17 protein-coding genes and 1 riboswitch are annotated in these 19,316 nt (G+C 62.6%); of the genes, 8 read left to right on the forward strand and 9 right to left on the reverse strand.

Going from position 1 to position 19,316, the window contains the following annotated elements; all coding sequences use genetic code 11:
* Nucleotides 1-1,297, reverse strand: a 1,297-nt coding sequence (locus tag PHS32_RS22470; protein ID WP_301081675.1) for an NAD(P)/FAD-dependent oxidoreductase, incomplete at its 3' end; no start/stop codon positions are given.
* A 131-nt stretch (nt 1,298-1,428) separates the two neighbouring features.
* Between PHS32_RS22470 and PHS32_RS22475 the strand changes: the two genes are divergently transcribed.
* Both PHS32_RS22475 and PHS32_RS22480 read left to right on the forward strand, forming a co-directional pair.
* Nucleotides 1,429-2,211, forward strand: coding sequence for an SDR family oxidoreductase (locus tag PHS32_RS22475; RefSeq protein WP_301081676.1), 783 nt, complete (start codon nt 1,429-1,431; stop codon nt 2,209-2,211).
* Nucleotides 2,212-2,397: 186 nt separating this feature from the next.
* Nucleotides 2,398-3,291: a DMT family transporter gene (locus tag PHS32_RS22480; RefSeq protein ID WP_301081677.1), complete on the forward strand. Its 894-nt coding sequence runs from the start codon at nt 2,398-2,400 to the stop codon at nt 3,289-3,291.
* A 6-nt stretch (nt 3,292-3,297) separates the two neighbouring features.
* Here PHS32_RS22480 and PHS32_RS22485 read toward each other — a convergent pair whose 3' ends face one another.
* Nucleotides 3,298-4,827, reverse strand: coding sequence for a S1C family serine protease (locus PHS32_RS22485; protein ID WP_301081678.1), 1,530 nt, complete (start codon nt 4,825-4,827; stop codon nt 3,298-3,300).
* 198 nt (nt 4,828-5,025) lie between these two features.
* Here PHS32_RS22485 and PHS32_RS22490 point away from each other — a divergent pair, with 198 nt between their 5' ends.
* Nucleotides 5,026-5,547: an acyl-CoA thioesterase gene (locus PHS32_RS22490; RefSeq protein ID WP_301081679.1), complete on the forward strand. Its 522-nt coding sequence runs from the start codon at nt 5,026-5,028 to the stop codon at nt 5,545-5,547.
* 9 nt (nt 5,548-5,556) lie between these two features.
* Here PHS32_RS22490 and PHS32_RS22495 read toward each other — a convergent pair whose 3' ends face one another.
* The 3 genes from PHS32_RS22495 to PHS32_RS22505 are packed head-to-tail and all read right to left on the reverse strand — an operon-like array spanning nt 5,557 to nt 8,571.
* A complete protein-coding gene (locus PHS32_RS22495) occupies nt 5,557-6,234 on the reverse strand; it encodes a general secretion pathway protein GspB (protein WP_301081680.1) in 678 nt (225 codons plus the stop codon).
* Between the two features lie 3 nt (nt 6,235-6,237).
* Complete coding sequence (locus PHS32_RS22500) at nt 6,238-7,947, reverse strand: ExeA family protein (protein WP_301081681.1); 1,710 nt, start codon at nt 7,945-7,947, stop codon at nt 6,238-6,240.
* A gap of 54 nt (nt 7,948-8,001) precedes the next feature.
* On the reverse strand, nt 8,002-8,571 hold the full coding sequence (locus PHS32_RS22505) for a peroxidase-related enzyme (protein ID WP_301081683.1): 570 nt from the start codon (nt 8,569-8,571) through the stop codon (nt 8,002-8,004).
* 85 nt (nt 8,572-8,656) lie between these two features.
* A riboswitch (yybP-ykoY riboswitch) is annotated at nt 8,657-8,832 on the forward strand.
* 2 nt (nt 8,833-8,834) lie between these two features.
* On the opposite strand from PHS32_RS22505, the gene PHS32_RS22510 reads away from it, so the two are divergent.
* On the forward strand, nt 8,835-9,410 hold the full coding sequence (locus tag PHS32_RS22510; RefSeq protein WP_301081684.1) for a TMEM165/GDT1 family protein: 576 nt from the start codon (nt 8,835-8,837) through the stop codon (nt 9,408-9,410).
* An 86-nt stretch (nt 9,411-9,496) separates the two neighbouring features.
* On the opposite strand, the gene PHS32_RS22515 is transcribed toward PHS32_RS22510, so the two are convergent.
* Both PHS32_RS22515 and PHS32_RS22520 read right to left on the reverse strand, forming a co-directional pair.
* Nucleotides 9,497-9,802, reverse strand: a complete 306-nt coding sequence (locus PHS32_RS22515; RefSeq protein WP_301081685.1) for a high-potential iron-sulfur protein — start codon at nt 9,800-9,802, stop codon at nt 9,497-9,499.
* A gap of 183 nt (nt 9,803-9,985) precedes the next feature.
* Entirely contained in the window at nt 9,986-10,528 is a 543-nt protein-coding gene (locus PHS32_RS22520; RefSeq protein WP_301081686.1) for a PAS and helix-turn-helix domain-containing protein, read from the reverse strand.
* Between the two features lie 100 nt (nt 10,529-10,628).
* Here PHS32_RS22520 and PHS32_RS22525 point away from each other — a divergent pair, with 100 nt between their 5' ends.
* Both PHS32_RS22525 and PHS32_RS22530 read left to right on the forward strand, forming a co-directional pair.
* Nucleotides 10,629-11,333, forward strand: a complete 705-nt coding sequence (locus tag PHS32_RS22525) for a CoA transferase subunit A (RefSeq protein WP_301081687.1) — start codon at nt 10,629-10,631, stop codon at nt 11,331-11,333.
* Nucleotides 11,334-11,335: 2 nt separating this feature from the next.
* Entirely contained in the window at nt 11,336-11,974 is a 639-nt protein-coding gene (locus PHS32_RS22530) for a 3-oxoacid CoA-transferase subunit B (protein WP_301081688.1), read from the forward strand.
* Here PHS32_RS22530 and PHS32_RS22535 read toward each other — a convergent pair.
* Nucleotides 11,928-13,556, reverse strand: a complete 1,629-nt coding sequence (locus PHS32_RS22535; RefSeq protein WP_301081689.1) for a tetratricopeptide repeat-containing diguanylate cyclase — start codon at nt 13,554-13,556, stop codon at nt 11,928-11,930. The genes PHS32_RS22530 and PHS32_RS22535 overlap by 47 nt on opposite strands.
* Before the next feature lie 105 nt (nt 13,557-13,661).
* On the opposite strand from PHS32_RS22535, the gene dinG reads away from it, so the two are divergent.
* Entirely contained in the window at nt 13,662-15,812 is a 2,151-nt protein-coding gene (gene dinG, locus PHS32_RS22540) for an ATP-dependent DNA helicase DinG (protein WP_301081690.1), read from the forward strand.
* A 55-nt stretch (nt 15,813-15,867) separates the two neighbouring features.
* On the forward strand, nt 15,868-16,170 hold the full coding sequence (locus PHS32_RS22545; RefSeq protein ID WP_301081691.1) for a hypothetical protein: 303 nt from the start codon (nt 15,868-15,870) through the stop codon (nt 16,168-16,170).
* A gap of 21 nt (nt 16,171-16,191) precedes the next feature.
* On the opposite strand, the gene PHS32_RS22550 is transcribed toward PHS32_RS22545, so the two are convergent.
* On the reverse strand, nt 16,192-19,161 hold the full coding sequence (locus PHS32_RS22550; protein ID WP_301081692.1) for an HD domain-containing phosphohydrolase: 2,970 nt from the start codon (nt 19,159-19,161) through the stop codon (nt 16,192-16,194).
* Between the last annotated feature and the right edge of the window lie 155 nt (nt 19,162-19,316).

Raw genomic sequence — 19,316 nt, forward strand, 5'->3', positions numbered from 1 at the left:
TCCACGGTATATGACCGCCCAGACCGAATTGCTCGAAGCCGTTCATCAGGGAACCCACGGTCAGACCGTACTTGAACCAGGCCTTGAAGTTGCGCGACTTGTTCAGTTCGGTGTGCAGCCAGCTGCTCTCGAAGGCCTCCGGGTAGGCGCTCAGTTCGTCATGCTGGCGTCCGGCCACGACAGCGTCATAAGCGGCCTCGGCGGCCAGCATGCCGGACTTCATGGCGGTGTGGCTGCCCTTGATGCGGCTCACGTTCAGAAAGCCGGCCTCGCAACCGACCATGGCACCGCCCGGGAACACGGTCTTGGGCAGCGACATCAGGCCACCGGCGGTGATGGCGCGGGCACCATAAGCCAGCCGCTTGGCCGGCTTCAAGCCTTTGTCTTCACCTTCGAGGTAGTAGCGGATGTTGGGGTGGGTTTTCCAGCGCTGGAACTCTTCGAACGGGCTCAGGTAGGGGTTGGCGTAGTTCAGCCCGGTGATGAAGCCCAGGGCGATCTTGTTGTCTTCCATGTGGTACAGAAACGAGCCGCCGTAGGTGCTGTCGTTCATCGGCCAACCGGCCGTGTGCACCACCAAGCCGGGCTCATGACGCGCCGGATCGACCTCCCACAACTCCTTGATGCCCAGACCGTAGGACTGCGGGTCACGGCCAACGTCCAGCTTGTATCTTTCAATCAGCTGGCGCCCCAGATGGCCGCGCGAGCCCTCGGCAAAAATGGTGTACTTGGCCAGCAGTTCCATGCCGATCTGGAAGGTCTCAAGGGGCACGCCGTCCTTGCCGACACCCATGTTGCCGGTGGCCACGCCCTTGACCGCGCCGCTCTCGTCGTAGAGTACTTCGGCGGCCGCAAAGCCGGGGAATATTTCGACCCCCAGGTTCTCCGCCTGGGTCGCCAGCCAGCGCGTCAAGGCACCCAGGCTGATGATGTAATTGCCGTGGTTCTGGCTGCACTTTGGCAGCAGGAAGTTGGGTGTGCGATAGCCGCTGGTTTCACTCAGAAACAGCATCGCTTCATCCGTCACCGGCTGGTTCAAGGGCGCGCCCATCGCCTTCCAGTCGGGGAAGAGTTCGCTCAGGGCGATCGGATCGAGTACCGCGCCGGACAGGATATGGGCGCCCGGTTCGGCCCCTTTTTCCAGCACCACGACCGAAATATCCTTGCCTTTTCTGACCGCCAGTTGTTTCAGTCGGATGGCGGTGGACAGGCCGGCGGGACCGCCGCCGACCACGACGACGTCATACTCCATTGCTTCACGGGGGCCGAACTGGGCCAGAATTTCCTGGTTTGTCATGGCTGAACTCATCTGATAATCGGAGCAGGGTCTCGATCGAGACCGCGACCGGGGATTGTCGAACACGAAACCGATTTTATGCGCTGAATTGGCATAATAGAACGGTCGTACTTTTTAAGGAGACTCTCTAAATGGCATACAGCATTGACCTTTCGGGCCGGGTGGCTTTTATCACCGGCGCTTCCAGTGGCTTGGGGGCTCAGTTTGCCAGAACGGTCTCGCGCGCCGGAGCGGCCGTGGTGCTGGCGAGTCGCCGTCTCGACCGGCTCAAGGAGTTGCGGGCCCAGATCGAAGGCGAGGGCGGTGACGCCCACGTGATCGAACTCGATGTGAACAATCATGATTCCATCAAATCGGCCGTGGCGCATGCCGAAACCGAAGTCGGTTCGATCGACATCCTGATCAACAACTCGGGCGTCAGCACCACCCAGCGCATTCAGGATGTGTCGGAAGCTGATTTCGATTTCATGTTCGACACCAATGTCAAGGGTGCCTTCTTTGTGGCGCAGGAGGTTGGCAAGCGCATGCTGGCACGGGCCCGGGGCGCGGCGCCTGGCACCTACACCGGCGGGCGCATCATCAACATTGCCTCCATGGCGGGCCTGCGCGTGTTGCCGCAGATCGGCGTCTACTGCATGAGCAAGGCGGCGGTGGTGCAGATGACCAAGGCGATGGCCCTGGAGTGGGGCAAATTCGGCATCAATGTGAATGCCATCTGCCCCGGCTATATCGACACCGAAATCAACCACCAACACTGGAAAACCGAGCAGGGCAAGAAGCTGGTGCAGATGCTGCCGCGCAAACGTGTCGGGCAGGCCAAGGACCTGGACGCCTTGCTGGTCATGCTGTGCTCCAACGAGAGCCACTTCATCAATGGCGCGGTGATTGCAGCGGACGACGGTTTTGCGGTGTAAGGATATGGCCCCCACGCTTGCCACTTCGTGTGCTGCGCTGGACATGCCGTCGCCAGAACCGGCGTCCCTTCGCCTTGTCCCGATGTGCGCAGGCACATCGGGAGCCGCAAGGCTCAGCCCCATGGGGGCTAATTTTGGCTGTCGCCGAACTTTGTTTCCTTGGGGCGGCCCGGCGGAAAATTGGTAATGCTGAAAGGCATTCTGGCCGGTCTGGCGGCCGGCGCCTTGTGGGGCTTTGTGTTTGTCGCGCCGCGCATGACGCCCGGCCTGTCGCCGGTCGATCTGGCGGCCGGGCGCTTTGTCAGTTATGGCGCGCTGGCGGCGCTGATGATGGGCCTGAAGCTGCGTTCCGGCCGCCGGCCCACACTGCGCCAGGCGCTCTTCGCCGGCGTCATGAGCGTGCTGGGTTTTACCGGCTATTACCTGCTGATCGTGCTGGCCGTTCGCGACATCGGTACCGAGCTGCCGACGCTCATCATAGGCACCATTCCTCTGTGGCTGATGCTGCTGGGCAAACCGCAGCACATGCGCTGGAGCACCCTGGCGCCGGGACTGCTTTTGACTGCTGCCGGTCTGCTGCTGATGATGGATGTCACGCACGCGGCCACGGTGCCTGCCGCGGCGCCCTTCTACTGGCGCGGCGTCGCGCTGGCGTTGGCGGCGATGGCCTGCTGGACCGCTTTTGCCATCTTCAATGCGGCCTGGTTGAAACGTCACACCGAGGTCAACGCCACCGACTGGGCCAACTGGCTGGGCGTGGCCACCGGACTGGGCGCTCTGCTGCTGTGGGCGCTGGCCGGCACCGAGTCGCAACTACTGTTGGCCCTGCCCAACCGGTTTCTGCTGGCCATGGTGTGCATAGCCACCGGGATCGGATCGGCCTGGCTGGCAACCATCTTCTGGAACCTGGCGAGTCAGCGTCTGAGCGCCAGCCTGTGCGGGCAGTTGATTGTCAGCGAGACCTTGTTCGCCTTGCTGTATTCCTTTGCCTGGGACGCTCACTGGCCGGCGGCCACGCAGATCGTGGCCTCGGTCCTGTTTGTCGTCGGCATCCTGCTGTCGATCCGGGCGCACCGATAGGGCTCTTCAAGGCGTGCCCTTGCCGCGCCACACCTCCATCATGTCGGGCGAGCCCTGCGAGCGCAAGCCGTTGTCGTTGAGAATGTCCTCCACCGCGGCCAGCATGTCCTGGTGCGTGAAGACCATCGTTTCTCCGCCGCGATTGTCGGTCTCAAAGGTGACGAACGGGTCTTTCATGTTGCGCAGCAGGCTCACCAGGTGACGCAGGCTGCGAACATGGGTGCCGTTGACGGCATCAATGACGACCGCCGATGGGTTCGAATAACCGACCGCCAGCCGGTGCGGGAAAAACGGCGATGACACCACAACCAGTTCCTCATGCTCGGCGTCGGGTGCATCGCCACGCCGCGTGACCAGCGGACTTCTTATGAAGCTGAAAGCCGCCATGGCATTGGCGTTGCTCTGCAGGAATGAAGTGAACTGCGCCGTCGCCTTGGAGAAGACCAGGGGACCGTAGACGAAGTAGGATGGGTAGGCACCGTTCAGGCTGGGAATCAGCATGGGACGCTGGGACAACACCGGAACATCGAGGTGCAAGGTCTGGCCGGCGCGCACCACAGTCAATGGCACGCTGCCGTGGCGGGCCATCTTTTGCACCAGGTAGCGCAGATTGAGGCGCAATTCGGGACTGACCTTGATCATGCCCTGCTCGTCAACCGGGGTGTCGCCGATCTGGGTGATGACGTCCCACTTTTTCAGCGGGTAGGCGGCGTCGCTGCGGTAGGGCTGGTGCACAACGATGCCCTTGATGTTCTTGTCGAGCTTCAGGTAGGCTCGCAGCGCCGGGTTCTCCAGTGTCTGCAACTCGTCGTACAGGTCCGGTTTGCCGTCGTAGCGTCCATCGGAAATGTCACCCAGAAACAGCTCGATCTCCTCGTTGGGGATGATGTAGCCGATGTTCTGGGCGCCGTTGAGCCGGCTGAATGCCAGGCCAATCATTTTGTTGCCGACCACCGCCGGACCGCCGCTGTTGCCGGGATTGATGGCCGCATCGATCTGGATGCGCAGGCCCGAAACCGGAGGGTTGTAGGGCGCGTACTCGATGCGCGAGACAATGCCCTTGGTGATCGAGAGGGAGGTCCCGCCGGTCGGAAAACCGTAGGCCAGAACCGCCTCCTTGATGCCCGGCAAGGTGCTGGCGCGCGCCAGCGGCGCGTGGGAGTCGAAGTAGGACTCGTCGTCGAGTTTGAGCACGGCCAAATCGATGCCCGGCGCAATGGCCACCACGCTGGCCGTTACCTTATCGCCGGCCTGGTTCGCCTGGATCTGGATCTGGCTGGCGTACTGCACCACGTGCGCATTGGTCAGGATACGCTTGCCCTCGATGACGACGCCGGAACCGGTTACTTCGCTGGGTGCCTGCTTGGTCCAGGGTTTGAACGGATCGGGCGCCCGCGCTGTCGCGAACACCTTGACCACGGCGTCGGTCACGGCGCTGGCAGCCGTCGCATCGTTGCCGGCTGCCGCGGCGAAGACTGGCGTTGTCAGCAGTAGCACCAGCAAGTGGCGGCGGAAAAGATAGGTCAAAAAGTTCATCGGATGTTCAAGAGTGCGAAAAGGCGTGGAGGTTTCCGGGCTCGCCGATTCTGACACGCCTCCCCGGCTTGCGGGTTTCTGGCTTGGGCAAGTGCCTTGTTATATTCCTTGACTTGGGCTGACCATCGGCCACTGGCCAGATACCGCCGGGCCGGCGGCAAGTTATGGACAAGTTCCTGCTTCTATCAAGGCGCACCGATGAAGATTGAAATTCCCGAAAAGAAAAAACTGGTCTATGAGATGCGGATCCCGATTCGCTGGGGTGACATGGACGCCATGAACCACGTCAACAACACATCCTATTTCCGCTACCTTGAAACCTGCCGCATCGACTGGTTAAGTGGTATTGGTTGTGATTTTTGGGGTCAGAGCCCAAATTCGCCTCGCCAGCCGGCGGGCTCTGTGAGTGCGACGCACGGCGTCGCAGCGTGGACTTGGGGTTTTGCCAAATTGGTGTCTGACCCCAATAATCACGAGGGACCGGTGATCGTCAACGCGTTCTGCAATTTTTACAAGCAGTTGGAGTACCCGGGCGAGGTCTTGATGAAAATGTTTGTCAGCGACCCCGGGCGCACCACCTTCGAGAGCTGGGGCACGATGGAGCGCGCTGATCAGCCCGGTGTGATCTACGCGGCCGGTGGGGCAACCACCATCTGGGTCGATTTCTCGACGCAAAAAGCCAAAACACTGCCCGACTGGCTGCGGCTGCTGGTCAGTTGAGTCGGCCCCTTAGTGTGCCAATCGAAACCGTGTGCCGCGAAAACTGAAGACCGAACTCTTGGCCCCGATTTCCTCCAGATTCACTTCGGGCGCGGCCAGGCTGCCTTGCGCCAGCACCTGGTTGTTGACCAGCAGCAGGCGCTGCCCCGGACTCTCCGAATAAACGGCGCCGGTGATGACGAGCGGCGGGATCTGGCGGCGTAGGTCTTCCGGCAGTTCGCCCAGCAGTGCCACTGCGGCCGGGGCGGCGGCAGAGGCCTTGGCAACCGGTAACGGTGATGGTGTTGGCAAGACCGCTGGCTTGGCCGGGGCGATGGTGGTCACTGCCGGTGCCGCCGCGGCAACCGGCGCTGGCAGCGGAACCATAGGCTGCGGCGCAGGCGCAGGCGCGGCCTCGGGTGGTGGTAGCGCTAGCGCTTGTGTCAAGGGCGCAGGCGGCTTGGGTTCGCTTACGGCGGGCTGGACGGCAGTCTGTGGGAGCGCAACGGCCGGAGTGCGCCAGAGCCACAAGGCGGTGGCCGCAACGCCCAGCGCCACGATGGCGGCGCCGGCCAGCCAGAAGCGCTTTAGCGTGTGGGGGGCGGTTTGGGCCGTTGCGTTGGTCAGTTGGCGGGCGTACAGGCCGGGCACGGCGCCACGTTCGCGTTCTGCATCGGCCCGTTTCAGTGCATCGAGGATATAGGACATGGCTTAGCGGGTCTGGGTTTGCAGGCGCGGCTCATTGGCGCCGGTGGCACTGTCGATCTGCATGAAGGTCAGAGGCCCGGGTTGCCCATCGGGTTTAAGGCCTTGAGCGCGCTGAAATACCCGTACCCGCGCTCTGAGCGCCGGGTCCAGAACTTGCGGTGTGGCGGATGCGGCTGCACCGTCGAGCAGCGCCAGCCGGCTGGCCAGCTGGTCAATGGCCGGACCGCTGCTGCCATCGCGCAGGTCGGGGCTGTAACCCGCTGGCGCACGCCAGTAGGTGGCAAAGTCGCCGCGCCACAGCCGAGCTAGCGAGACCACCCGGATGCTGTGCAGCTTGCCGGCCAGACGCAGGGTAGCGGTCTGCTCGGTCAGACCCACCAGCAAGGCGTACAGCGGTGGGCTCATGTCGGCCTGCAGGGTCAGGATGCCGGGGCGCCCCAACTGGCGTAACTGCGGCAGGCTGAGGTTGGCGCCGCGGTAGCACTGCAACTGATGCGCTGCCGCGCCGCGGCAGGGGTCGGCGTCGTTGCCCGGCAGTTTCCAGTCGCTGGCCAGCTCGCGCCAGGCGGCGTTGACGTCTTGCGGCAGTTGCGGCAGCAGCACCTCGACTTCTTCCAGTGGGCGCTGGACCAGAGGCACCGGCTGAGATGGCGACGAAGCGCCTGCCAGTGGCACGGAAGCGCTGCCTGCGGCTGGCGCAACCCCAACCGAGGCGCTCGCCGGATTGGTCTGGGTGGCTTGAACCGCTGGCTGCGCTTTTTGTTGCGCTGGCCACAGCAGGAAACCGGCCACTGCGGCGCCGGTCAACATAAGAAGGCCAGCCAGCGCATAGGCGACGCTTCGACGGACTGCGCTGGGTGTCGTGAGGTCAGGCCCGAACACCTCGGCCGCGGCCTTGTCGACCACTGCGCGGTCGACCCGGTGCAGGCCATTGGCCCAGGCCCCCAGCAGCGAACGGCCGCACAACAGGTTGATGCGGCGCGGCACGCCACGCGCCAGGCGGTGGATGCGCTGCAGCGACCGGCTGTCAAAAGGTGACGCGCTGGTGAGTCCGGCCACCGCCAGACGGTGTGCGATGTACTGAGTGCTTTCGGCATCGGTCAGTGCGTCGAGGTGAAACCGCGCGATCACGCGCTGCGCCAGTTGTTCCAGCTCCGGGCGTTGCAGCATGCTGCGCAGCTCGGGCTGGCCGATCAGCACGATTTGCAGCAGCTTGCGTTCGCTGGTTTCCAGGTTGGTCAGCAGACGCAACTGCTCCAGCACTTCCGGTTCAAGGTTTTGTGCCTCGTCGATGATCAGCACGCTGCTGTGACCGGCGGCATGACTGTGCAGCAGAAAGACATTGAGCGCGTCGATATAGTCCTTGACCGTCGGCGGCTGCGCGCCGGTCGGTGCCGGCGCGATGTGGAACTCTTCGCAGATCGACTGCAGCAGTTCAGTCACCGTGAGCTTGGGGTTGAAGATGTAGGCGACATGGCAGCCGCTCGGGATCTGCTCCAGAAAGCAGCGGCAGATGGTCGTCTTGCCGGTGCCGATGTCGCCCGTCAGCAGCACAAAACCGCCGCCCGTGCCACCGCCACCGCCGCCCGGGCCGGCGACGCCGTACAACAGGTGCGCCAGCGCTTCCCGGTGGCGTTCGCTCATGAAGAGGTAACGCGGATCCGGCGCGATCGAAAAAGGGTCCTGCGTCAGGCCAAAATGCTGCGAGTACATAGCTTAAGCATACCCGGGGACGGGCCATCGCTGCACGAACCTCATCGACGGCGACTATTTGGCTTTGGCAACCCGGCCCATCAAATAGAACTCGGGGTTGGGTTGCATGTTGCTGAATGAGGCCATGCGGTTCGACAGACCAAAAAACGCCGTGATGGCAGCGATGTCCCAGGCATCCTCGTCGCTGAAACCGTGCGCTTGCAGTGCCGTGAAGTCGGCGTTGCCAATCTCGTCCGATTTCAGGCACACCTTCATGGCAAAGTCCAGCATGGCGCGTTGCCGCGGAGTGATGTCGGCCTTGCGGTAATTCACCGCCACCTGATCCGCGACCAGCGGTTTTTTCTCGTAGATGCGCAGAATGGCGCCGTGCGCCACCACGCAATAAAGGCATTTGTTGGCCGCGCTGGTGGTGGTGACTATCATCTCGCGGTCGCCCTTGCTGAGACCCGACTCCTTGAGCATCAGTGCGTCGTGGTAGGCAAAGAAGGCGCGCCACTCGGCCGGACGGCGCGCCAGCGCCAAAAACACATTCGGCACAAAACCGGCTTTTTCCTGCACCTCCAGCACCTTGGCGCGGATGTCGTCGGGCAGGTCCTTGAGTTCCGGGGCGGGGTAGCGGGTCATGGTGTTTCCTCTGGTCTTAAAGCTGGCATTATCCAGCGCCTTGCAGCCTGCCTCCCACCGGTCAAGCGCGACCGGCTGCTAGAATCCGCCGGTCATTGGGGAGTAGCCGCCTTTCACGCTGGTGCGGGGGCTTGCGTCAACATACTTGATCGGTCGATCATGGTGCAAGCGGTTTTTGACTTGGCAAGACCTTTGGCTGCGCAACTTCGGATCGGTCGGGAGGCTGCGCGGTCATTGTGTTTGCTCCGACCCCGGAATACTCCATGGAAGCTCTCTTTATTTCAACCGGCGTTGTGGCCCTCGCGGAGATTGGCGACAAGACCCAACTGCTGGCCTTCATCCTGGCGGCGCGTTTCAAGAAGCCGCTGCCCATCATTGCCGGTATCTTGTGCGCCACCCTGGTCAATCATGGCCTGGCCGGTGCTTTTGGCGCCTGGATTACCTCGGTCGTGAGTCCCGAAGTGCTGCGTTGGGTTTTAGGGCTGTCCTTCCTGGGCATGGCCGTGTGGACCCTGATTCCCGACAAGATCGAGGAGGAGGAAACCCAGGTGGCCAAGCGCCTGGGTGTCTTTGGTGCCACGCTGGTCACTTTCTTTCTGGCCGAGATGGGCGACAAGACCCAGCTTGCAACGATTGCCCTGGCGGCACACTATGGCGCCCCCATGCTGGTGATCGCCGGTACCACATTGGGCATGCTGCTGGCCGATGTGCCGGCCGTTTTTGTCGGCAACAAGTTCGCCGCAAAAATCCCAATGAAGCTGGTTCACATGCTGGCAGCCGGCATATTTGCGGTCATGGGTCTGCTGACCCTGCTGCGGATTGAAAAGCTGTTTCAGTAGCCGTGGCATGGGCTACCGCGGTGCAGCAAGACCGGCGGTTGCCCCGGCAGCGGGGCCGGGGACTTGGGATCAGGGCTAACGCTTGATCAGGCTTTCTTGGCCCAGGCGCTGCACCAGCCTTTGGCCGCCACCTGCTTGCCGGCAAACAACGGGCACGGGCCGGATGCGGCACCGGCTTTGCCCTGGTACAAGGCGCAGTTGGCGCATTGCTGGTCGGCGGCATATTTGGGGAACTTCTTCTTGTCGGCCTTGCTGGCGTCGGCCTTGTAGCCCAGCGCTGCCGCTTGGGGATCGGTCTCGACCACCATGGCGCCCTGCGCCATGGCGTTGCCGGCGGCCAGCACGCTGCCGCCCAGACTGAGTTGAACAATGAATTCGCGACGGTTGGTCATGGGATTACTCCAGAGTTGAGTTGTTTGAAATGGTTGCACAGCGATACCGAATCCGACCGCCGCCAGGGTCGGGCCGGTGATATTTGCACGAGGCAGGAGTGTAATGCCTTGTCGTTTTCGGCGCTCGCCCAGTCTTAGAACTTAACAATAAATGCCTGGGATACCTGGTTTGTTTACAAGTTCTTAACCCGCCATCAAGCGGTGCACCAGATCCCCGGTGTTGGCGGCCTTGTACTTGCGCATCAGGCGGGCGCGGTAGATTTCAACGGTGCGGTGGCTGATGCTGAGCGTCTTGCCGATTTCCTTGGAGGTCAGGCCATCCATCAGGTAGGCCGCTACCTCACGTTCACGGGCCGTCCGCTCGGCTGTCACCGGGCGACGCGAGCTGAGGTCCTCGAAGGTCCAGATGCCGGCCTCGTGCGGTGTGCTGGGGTTAAGGGCCCGTCCGGTGACGTGACACCAGAAGGTTTCGCCGCTGGCGCGTTTCATGATGCGGTTATCGGCATAGGTGCCGCTGCGGTTCAGAATCGGCGCAATGCGTGAGCCGGTGCGCTCGAACTCGATGACGCTGGGGTACAGCACCTGGAACGAGGCGCCCACCAGCAACTCGCGGGAGGCGCCAAACATCTCGCAGACATGGCGGTTACAGTCCACTATGGCGCGATTGCGCGACAGCACCAGACCGACTGGCGCCAGATCGAAAGCGAGACGGTAATCGATATCCATGTTGTTTCGGGCAATCAACCTAGGGTTTGTACTTTACGAGGAACTACGTATTTGGCTAGGTAGTATCGTACGTTAATTGTTTTAAATAGGAGAAACAGCAGTGAACAAAATCTACCCAAGCGCGGCCGCGGCCCTGGAGGGCATCGTCAGTGACGGTCAACTTCTGGCGGTGGGCGGTTTTGGCCTTTGCGGCATTCCCGAGGCCTTGATTGACGCCTTGTGCGCCACCGGTGTCAAAAACCTCACTGTCATCTCCAACAATGCCGGGGTCGATGGCTTCGGTCTGGGCAAGCTGCTGGCAACCCGCCAGATCGCCAAGATGATTTCCAGTTACGTTGGTGAAAACAAAGAGTTCGAGCGGCAATTCCTGGCTGGCGAACTGCAACTGGAGTTCACGCCGCAGGGCACGCTGGCCGAGAAACTTCGCGCCGGTGGCGCCGGCATTCCGGCGTTCTATGTTCGCACCGGTGTCGGCACTTTGATCGCCGAAGGCAAGGAGACCCGCGAGTTCGACGGCCACGTCTACGTGATGGAGCGCTCCCTGGTGCCCGAGGTGTCGCTGGTCAAGGCCTGGAAGGCCGACAAGAGCGGCAACCTGATTTTCCGGCGCACCGCGCGCAACTTCAACCCGGCGGTGGCGATGGCCGGAAAACTGACCGTGGTGGAGGTCGAGGAGATCGTCGAGACCGGCAGCTTCGATCCCGATGCCGTGCATTTGCCCGGCATCTACGTGCAGCGGATTGTGCTCAATGCCCATCCCGAGAAACGCATTGAACAACGTACCGTTACCCCTAAAGGAGTTTGATCATGGCTTGGACACGCGACCAAATGGCGGCCATTGCGGCCAAGGAATTGCAGGACGGTTTTTACGTCAATCTGGGGATTGGCTTGCCGACACTGGTAGCCAACTATGTGCCGGCCGACATGGAGGTCTGGCTGCAAAGCGAGAACGGCATGCTGGGCATAGGCCCGTTTCCGACCGAAGACGAGGTTGACGCCGACCTGATCAACGCCGGCAAGCAGACCGTGACCACCATTCCCGGCTCCAGCATCTTTGGCAGCCATGACAGTTTTGCCATGATTCGGGGCGGCAAGGTCAACCTGAGCATTCTGGGCGCCATGCAGGTGAGTGAAAAAGGCGATCTGGCGAACTGGATGATTCCCGGCAAGATGGTCAAGGGCATGGGCGGTGCGATGGACCTGGTGGGCGGCGTCAAGGCGGTCGTGGTGCTGATGGAACACGTGGCGAAGAAGAAGGACGGCAGCATCGATCTCAAGATACTGCCGGCTTGCACGCTACCTCTGACCGGCGTCGGCGTGGTGGACCGGATCATCACCGATCTGGCGGTGCTGGACGTGACGCCGCACGGCCTGAAAGTGGTGGAGATGGCGCCGGGCGTCACGCGCGAAGAGTTGCAGGCCAAGACCGGCGTGCAACTGCACTAGTTTCTTTCTTTTCTTGGTACATCGCCAGGTCGCCACGGTGGGTCAGCGATGCCACTGTGTCGCCGGGTTGGGCTTGCGCCACGCCGACACTGATGCTCGATTGCAGTCCGGCGCTGATGCTTGACCAGTCGAAATCCTGCACCGCGGCGCTGATGCGCCGGCACACCTGTTGCGCTACTTTCAGGTCGGCGGTTTTGAAGGCGATGACGAATTCGTCGCCGCCCAGGCGCGCCGCGATGTCATCGTCGCGGAGGTGGGATTTCAGGATTCGGGCAATGCGCTTGAGCACCTCGTCGCCCACCTGGTGCGAAAAGTTGTCGTTGATGTGCTTGAATTTGTCGACGTCGATCAAGGCCAGGCAGGGCGGCTGACCGCGCTCCAGCCCTCTTTGCAGCAGTTCCGCAGCGTAGCGCTCGAAATTGCGCCGATTGGGGATGCCGGTCAGTGGATCTTCCAGCGACAATTTTTCGAGCTGACGGGAACTGATCTCCAGTCGCTCTATGCTTTGCTGGCGCAGCCGCAGATCGACCTGCCAGTCGATCACGTTCTTACGCGTTTCCAGGCAATCGCAGCGAATCAGCTGCTCGCGCAAGCGCAGGCGGCGCAGCTCATCGAGGGCTTTTTCTTCCAGGCCTTGCGCCGCGAACAACTGCGACGCCAGCAGATGGCCCAGGCAGGCCAGTTGTTCATGTTCCACCGTCACCGCAATCTCCACCATGTGCAGCGCCTGCTGCGTGGCGCCGGGCCAGTCCTGCCGCGCCCAAGCGATTTCGGCGCGGGCCCAGGCCTCCAGCGCCGACAGCCAGGTCAGGGTGCCGTAGCGCCGAGCCCAGCCGCCCAGCGCCTCCACGGCGGCGCTGGCGGGTTCGAGCTGGCCGTGCCAGCAGGCATCCAGGCTGGCGCCAAACAGCAAAACGGCCTCGGTCGTGACGTTGGCACCCGACAGTTGCGCAATCGACTCCCGCAGCATCCGCATCAGGGCCAGCGAAGGAATCTCACCATCGTAATAACGTTCATAAAAAATACGTATCACCTGCGCCCACCACTGGTTGACGCGGGGCTGGAAGCTGCTCAGGGCCGGACTGGCATGTTCCGCGATCCGGATCGCGGTGCGCAGCGCCTGCTCGGCCTTGTCAAAATCATGGCTCCAGAAATAAGCCGTGCCCAAAGCGTTATAGGACAGCACGCTGTGCTCTTCATTTTCCAGGAACTCGCTCAGGCGCACACTCAGCAAGGCGGCTTCAACCGCTTCTTCGTTACGCCCCAGGTTGATGGCCGCGAAAGCATGCGTGGTAAGCGCCATCACTTCGCCCGAGGTGTCGCCCAACAATTGAAAGCCCTGCGCCGCGCGCTGGCTGGTGTGATGCGCTCGCCGGTAGCGCGACAGCTGGCGGTCGCAGTGCGCCAGGCACAGCAGCGCCTTGGCTTCGAAACGTTTGTTATCCGAGGCCTGGGCAGCCTTCAATATCTTGTGCGATAACTCGCGCCCCACTTGCACTTCGCCGCGGTCCAGGGCCGAATGCGCGCTCTTGAGCTGAGCCTCCAGATTGGCATCGGTCGGTTCACGCTCCTTGGTGTTCATGTCCGTATTTTGGTCGAAGAATTGCGCCGCGGCGGCCGGGCCATTATGGCGGTGTAATACGACGATACCGGCCAAGGCCTTAAACCAAATTCTGGACTGTCAATTTTGAACTCTGACGCACTGGCCGATCTGGCATTGGCTTCTTTTGACCGCATGGTGGCGGCCACGCCGGGGTTTCGCTCGCGCCCCGGTCAGCGCGAGATGGCGCGACGCATCGCCGAAGCCCTGTCGAGCGTGCCGCTGGGCGAGCAGCCGGACCCCGGCCGCACCATCAGTGTCATCCAGGCCGGCACCGGGGTCGGCAAGTCGGCGGCCTATTTGTCCACCACCGTGGCCCTGGCGCTGGCGCTGAAGACCCGGGTGGTCATCTCGACCGCCACGGTGGCGCTGCAAGAACAACTGATGAGCAAGGATCTGCCGGCGCTGGCGGCGGTGCTGGAGACACCTTTTGTGCACGCCCTGGCCAAAGGCCGTGGTCGTTATGTGTGCAAGTTCAAGCTTGAGCGTCTGGCCGGCCCCGACGCGGACGAACTGACCGAAGAGCTGTTTGGCATCGATGAAGACCTGCTGCCGGCGCGCAGTGCCTTCACCGGACAACTGGCCGGCGAAGACAGCGAGCGACGCCGCGGCAAGCTTTATGCCGCCCTGGCGATGGGCCTGGCCAACGGGCAGTGGGATGGGGACCGCGACCAGCTGGCGGAACAGCCGGACCCGCGCGACTGGTCCGCCGTCGCCGCCGAACGGCACACCTGCACGGCCCGCCACTGCCCGCGCTATCAACAGTGCAGCTACTACAACGCGCGCTCCCAACTGGCGCAAGCGCAGGTCATCGTTGTCAATCACGATCTGCTGCTGGCCTCCCTGGGCATGAAGGCCTTGCCGGAGCTGGACAATTGCCTGCTGGTGTTTGACGAAGGGCATCACTTGCCGGCCGTGGCGCTGGCCCAGTTCGCCAGCCGGATGGATTTGTCGGGTCTGCGCTGGCTGGACAAATTGCCCAAAACGCTGCGCGACGTGAGCGCGAGTATGGGCGTCGAACCGGCGCAGGATGTGGACACGCTGGCGCAGCAGCTCAAGGCCGCCTTGCAGGACGTGGCGCGCCTGGTGGTGGACCTGCTCAAGGTCAGCAGTACCGGCTATGACGGCGTCTACCGTTTCAAGAATGGCTTGTTGCCGGATTTCCTGCTGGAGCCCATGGGCCTGATCCAGGGTCATGCGGCGGGCCTGTCGAAAGTGCTGGAAGCGCTGGGTGCCGAATTGAAAAAACGGATCAAAGAAGATCCCTCGCAGGCCGTCCCCTGTTCACTGCTGTACGCCCGACTGGGGCAACTGGCGCCCAAGCTGGCCAGCGCGCTGCAAACCAGCAGTTTGTTGCTGGAGCAGGGGGCGCAACCGCTGGCCAAGTGGCTCCAGTCCGATAGCGCTTCGGGCCTGCTCTATGTGTCGGCACACGCCTGCGCTATCGAGCCCGGTGACTTGCTGCGGCAAACGCTGTGGAGCCGGGTGCGTGGGGCGGTGATTACGTCGGCGACGCTGACCAGTTGTGGCAGTTTCGATTTCTTTCTGCAGGAGAGCGGCCTGTCTGACAACCCGGATGTGTCGACACTGGAAGTCGAGAGCCCGTTCGACTACCGCAGCCAGGGCCGGCTGACGGTGGTGGAGACCGAGGCCGACCCGAAGAACGTCGCCGCCTACACCCGAGAAATGGTGGCCGAGTTGCTGTCCGACCTGAGCCAGCTGGCGCACGGGGCGCTGGTCTTGTTCACCTCACGGGCGCAGATGAAGGTGGCGCTGGATGCCCTGAGCGGGGCGTTGCAGGAAAGGGTATTGGTGCAGGGGCAGATGGCGCGCGCCCGGCTGCTGGCCACCCATCAAGCGCGTGTCGAGGCGGGCCTGGCATCGGCCATTTTCGGTTTGCAGTCGTTTGGCGAAGGTCTGGATTTGCCGGGCCAATTGTGCGAGACGGTTTTGATTGCCAAGCTGCCGTTCAGCCCACCGTCCGATCCGGTGGCAGAGGCGCGCTCCGAATGGCTCATGAGCCTGGGGCGCGATCCGTTTTCAGAACTGGTGGTGCCGGCCACCGGCATCAAGTTGCTGCAATGGAGCGGGCGCGCGATTCGCACCGAGAACGACCAGGCCAACGTCATTTGCTACGACCGGCGCTTGCTGCGGACGGCGTTCGGACGGCGCATGCTGCAAGGCCTGCCACCGTACCCGCTGTCGCGCCGGGTCGCTGGCGTGGCGTTGACGCTGTAGCGGTGCTTGCAATTTTCGCCGCCGCCCACAATTGCGCTGCGGAGCAAGGAGTTCAATGGTGAAACAACTGATGATGACGATTTCCAGCCTGCTGGTGCGGACCGCGCTGCTGCTGGCGGGTCTGGTTTTTCTGGCCAGCCTGCTGCTGGCGGCGCTGCTGTTGGCGGCGCTCTGGCTGCTCGGCGCGCTGTGGGCTCGCCTGACCGGTAGACCGGTCAGCCCTTGGACTTTTCGGATCGACCGGCAAGCGCTGTGGCAGCGTTTTTATCGCCCGCCGGGGCGGACGCCGGCGCGTCGGCGCGACGACGCCAACGTGATCGACGTGGAGCCCAAGGAAAGCAAGCCGCCGGAGCGCTGAACAGGACTGCTGAACCAGCCCTTAGCTGTCGGTCTGAAAGGCAAATCGCCGTTCCCGAAAAAGGCTACGGCAGGCATCGACAACGGCCGCGTCGTAGACGGTGCCGCGTCCCCGTTCAATCTCCTGCAGGGCGACCTCTGTCCCCAGCGAGGGTCGATAGGGTCGGTGCGACGCCATCGCTTCCATCACATCGGCAACCGCAATGATGCAGGCGCCCAGCAGGATTTGCTTGCCTTTGAGTCCCTGCGGGTAGCCCGAGCCGTCGAGCTTTTCGTGGTGCTGCAACACGATGTTGGCGATCGGCCACGGAAACTCGATTCCCTTCAGGATGTCGTAGCCGGCCTGCGCGTGCGTCTTGATGAGCATGTATTCGATGTCGCTTAACCGGCTGGGCTTGGAGAGAATTTCCGCCGGCACCTGTATTTTTCCAAGGTCGTGAATACTTGCCGCCAGGTGAATGCCGTGAACCTCGTCCTTTGGCAAGCCCAACTCGCTGGCGATGGCAACCGCCAGCCGTGCCGTGCGCTTCTGATGGCCGGCCGTGTAGGGGTCGCGCATTTCCAGGGTGTCGGCGATAGCCTGGATCGATTCCTCCAGGCTTTTGCGCAATATCTCCTCGTGGTGCTGGTGCGTGTAAGCCATGCGGTCGCGCTCAATCCGGGTGCGCAGCGTAGTGATGCCGAAGGCCAGGTCATCGGCGAGTTTTTCCAATAGCTGTACTTCGTCTTCGTCGAAAGCGTCGCACTCGCGCGCGTAAAGAGTCAGTGCGCCAAGAGTACCGGAGGGCTGCTTCAGCGGCATCGCAATGCTGGACTGAAAGCCATGTGCCAGCGCCTCTTCGCGCCACGGGGCCATGTGAGGATTGGTCAGCATGTTCTGGTTCACCTGTGTCGTGCCGGTGCGGATCGCCGTGCCAGTGGGTCCGCGGCCTTGCTCGGTATCGGCCCAGGTGACGTTGGTCGACTCCAGATAGCCTTCTTCGCTGCCATGGTGGGCCACGACGCGCACCGTTTTCGCGGCATCCTGCTGGGCGTAGCGGACACTGGCCATGCAGTAGCCACCCGATTCCACGGCCAGCTGGCAGATGGCATTGAGCAGTTCCATTTCAGTCACCGCATGCGTCAGCGCCTCGTTGCACGCGCTGAGCGTGCGCAAGGCGCGGCTGGTCTGGGTCAACGTCAATTCGCGTTGCTTGCGCTCGGTGATGTCCATCGCAATGCCGACCGCGCGCACCGGTCCGTCAATCCCGTCGCGAATAAACTGGCTCTGACCCTGCACCCAATGGACCGTCCCGTCCGGCCAGGTGGTCCTGAATTCGCCATGGAACGGGACGCCCCGCTTGCGTCCTTCCGAGACGGCGCGTGCCACCGTCTCGCGGTCGGCCGGGTGTATCGCCTTGATCAGCGCCTCGGTGCTGGAAAAACCTTCCCCCGCAGGCAGGCCGAAGACCGGGCCGATGCCCTCCGACCAGGAGAATCTCTCGTTTTTCGTATCCCAGGTCCAGGCCCCCATGTGAGCGGCCTGGGTTGCCAGACGCAGTCTCTCCTCACTCTCCTTCAGGCGCGCTCCAGACTCCTTGGCGCGGGTGATGTCGCGCGCGAAGACGGCGCAGCCGTCGTCGACCCGCACCACTTGATGGCGCAGCCATTTGGCCTTGATCTCGGGCGTATCCAGGGGGAACTCTTCGTCCAGCGCCATCCCGCTGGTCGTGACGTCGGCGCATTTGGCGAAAAAGCCATTGCTCCGCATGACCGGGAGCAGTTGGCAAAGCAACTGGCCGACAACTTTTGCCCGCGCCATGCTCAGCATCACCTCGGCATGCGCGTTGATGTCGGTGAATTCGAAATCGACGATGCGTCCGTCTTCGCCGCGCACACTCTTCAGGATGAACAGGGCGTCCAGGCTGGCCTCGACGGCGGCTCTGAAGCGTTCTTCGGCCGTCTTTAAAGTGCGCTGCATGCGAGCCCGTTCGAGTTCGGCACGCTGGCTGGCAATACCGAACGAGAGATCGGCCGCGGCCTCGCTCAATAATTCGACTTCTTCATCGCTGAAGGTGTCCGGCTCTCGGGCACAGATGTTGAGCACGCCGATGACTTGCTGATCCAGGCGCAAGGGCAGGGCCAGGCAGGCGCCGCAACCGGAGCGCAGCGTGAAATCCTGCCAAGGCTGCGGCCCGGTTTCTTTTTCAATGCTTTGCGCCACCGCCGGTTGGTCGCTGCGAATGGCGCGCCCGGCCGGCGCTTGCCCGCTCTGGGCCTCGCTCCAGGTGAGCTTGACGTTCTCGAAATAGCCATCTACCACGCTGCCCCAATGGGCGACCGGCCGGATACTCTGTTGCGGGTCGTTTTCGGCGTAGCCGACCCAGGCCAGGCCGTAGCCGCCGGACTCGCCGATGGCTTGGCACATTTCCTCGATCAACTGCTGTTCTCCGCGCCGGGCATGCAGCATGGCGTGATTGCCGGCCGACAGCACGCGCAATGCACGCACGGTGCGCGAGAGTTGTGCCTCCTTGGTCTGCAGCGTGTCCGCCATTCGATCGAAAGATTGGGCCATTTGCCCAATCTCGTCGTCGGCATCAAGCGCCACGCGGGCTGTCAGATTACCTTTGCCGAGTTCTTTCGCAGCCCGCGTCAGCGCCGCCAGGCGCCGCACGAACAGCGACTCGCTGCCGAGCCAGACCGCACTGAATGTCAGTACCAGCAATGTCAATGCGATCAGCAGGCTTGCGACAAAAGCCCGTTCCGCGGGTCTGACGACGACATCCTTTGGGGTGGAAACCAACAAGTACGCTTGGCCGGAGGCGGTTTGGTGCAAGGGCACGAAACCGACAACCCGTCGCAGCCCGTCCAGACCGATGTCCTCCTGCGTGCCTTCCGCGCCCTTGGCACGGATGCTCTGCCACAGTGGCAACCCGGCAGCACTCTTGCCGGCCCATTGTTCGGCGTTGGGATAGCGTGCCAGGACCAGACCAGCGCCATCCACCACCGTCACTCGCGAGCCCTCGGGCAGCTTGGCCTGGGCTAATCAAATGGGAGATCCCCCGGCTTTGCCGGGGTGGCAGTAGGAGTTTGACATATACGTAGGTGTCCATCGCAGAAACTACCAATCGTGAGCCGCCAAGCAAACGAAAGGAGAAACTGGATGGA

The organism is Rhodoferax sp., assembly GCF_028714215.1.
Classification (GTDB): Bacteria; Pseudomonadota; Gammaproteobacteria; order Burkholderiales; family Burkholderiaceae_C; genus Rhodoferax.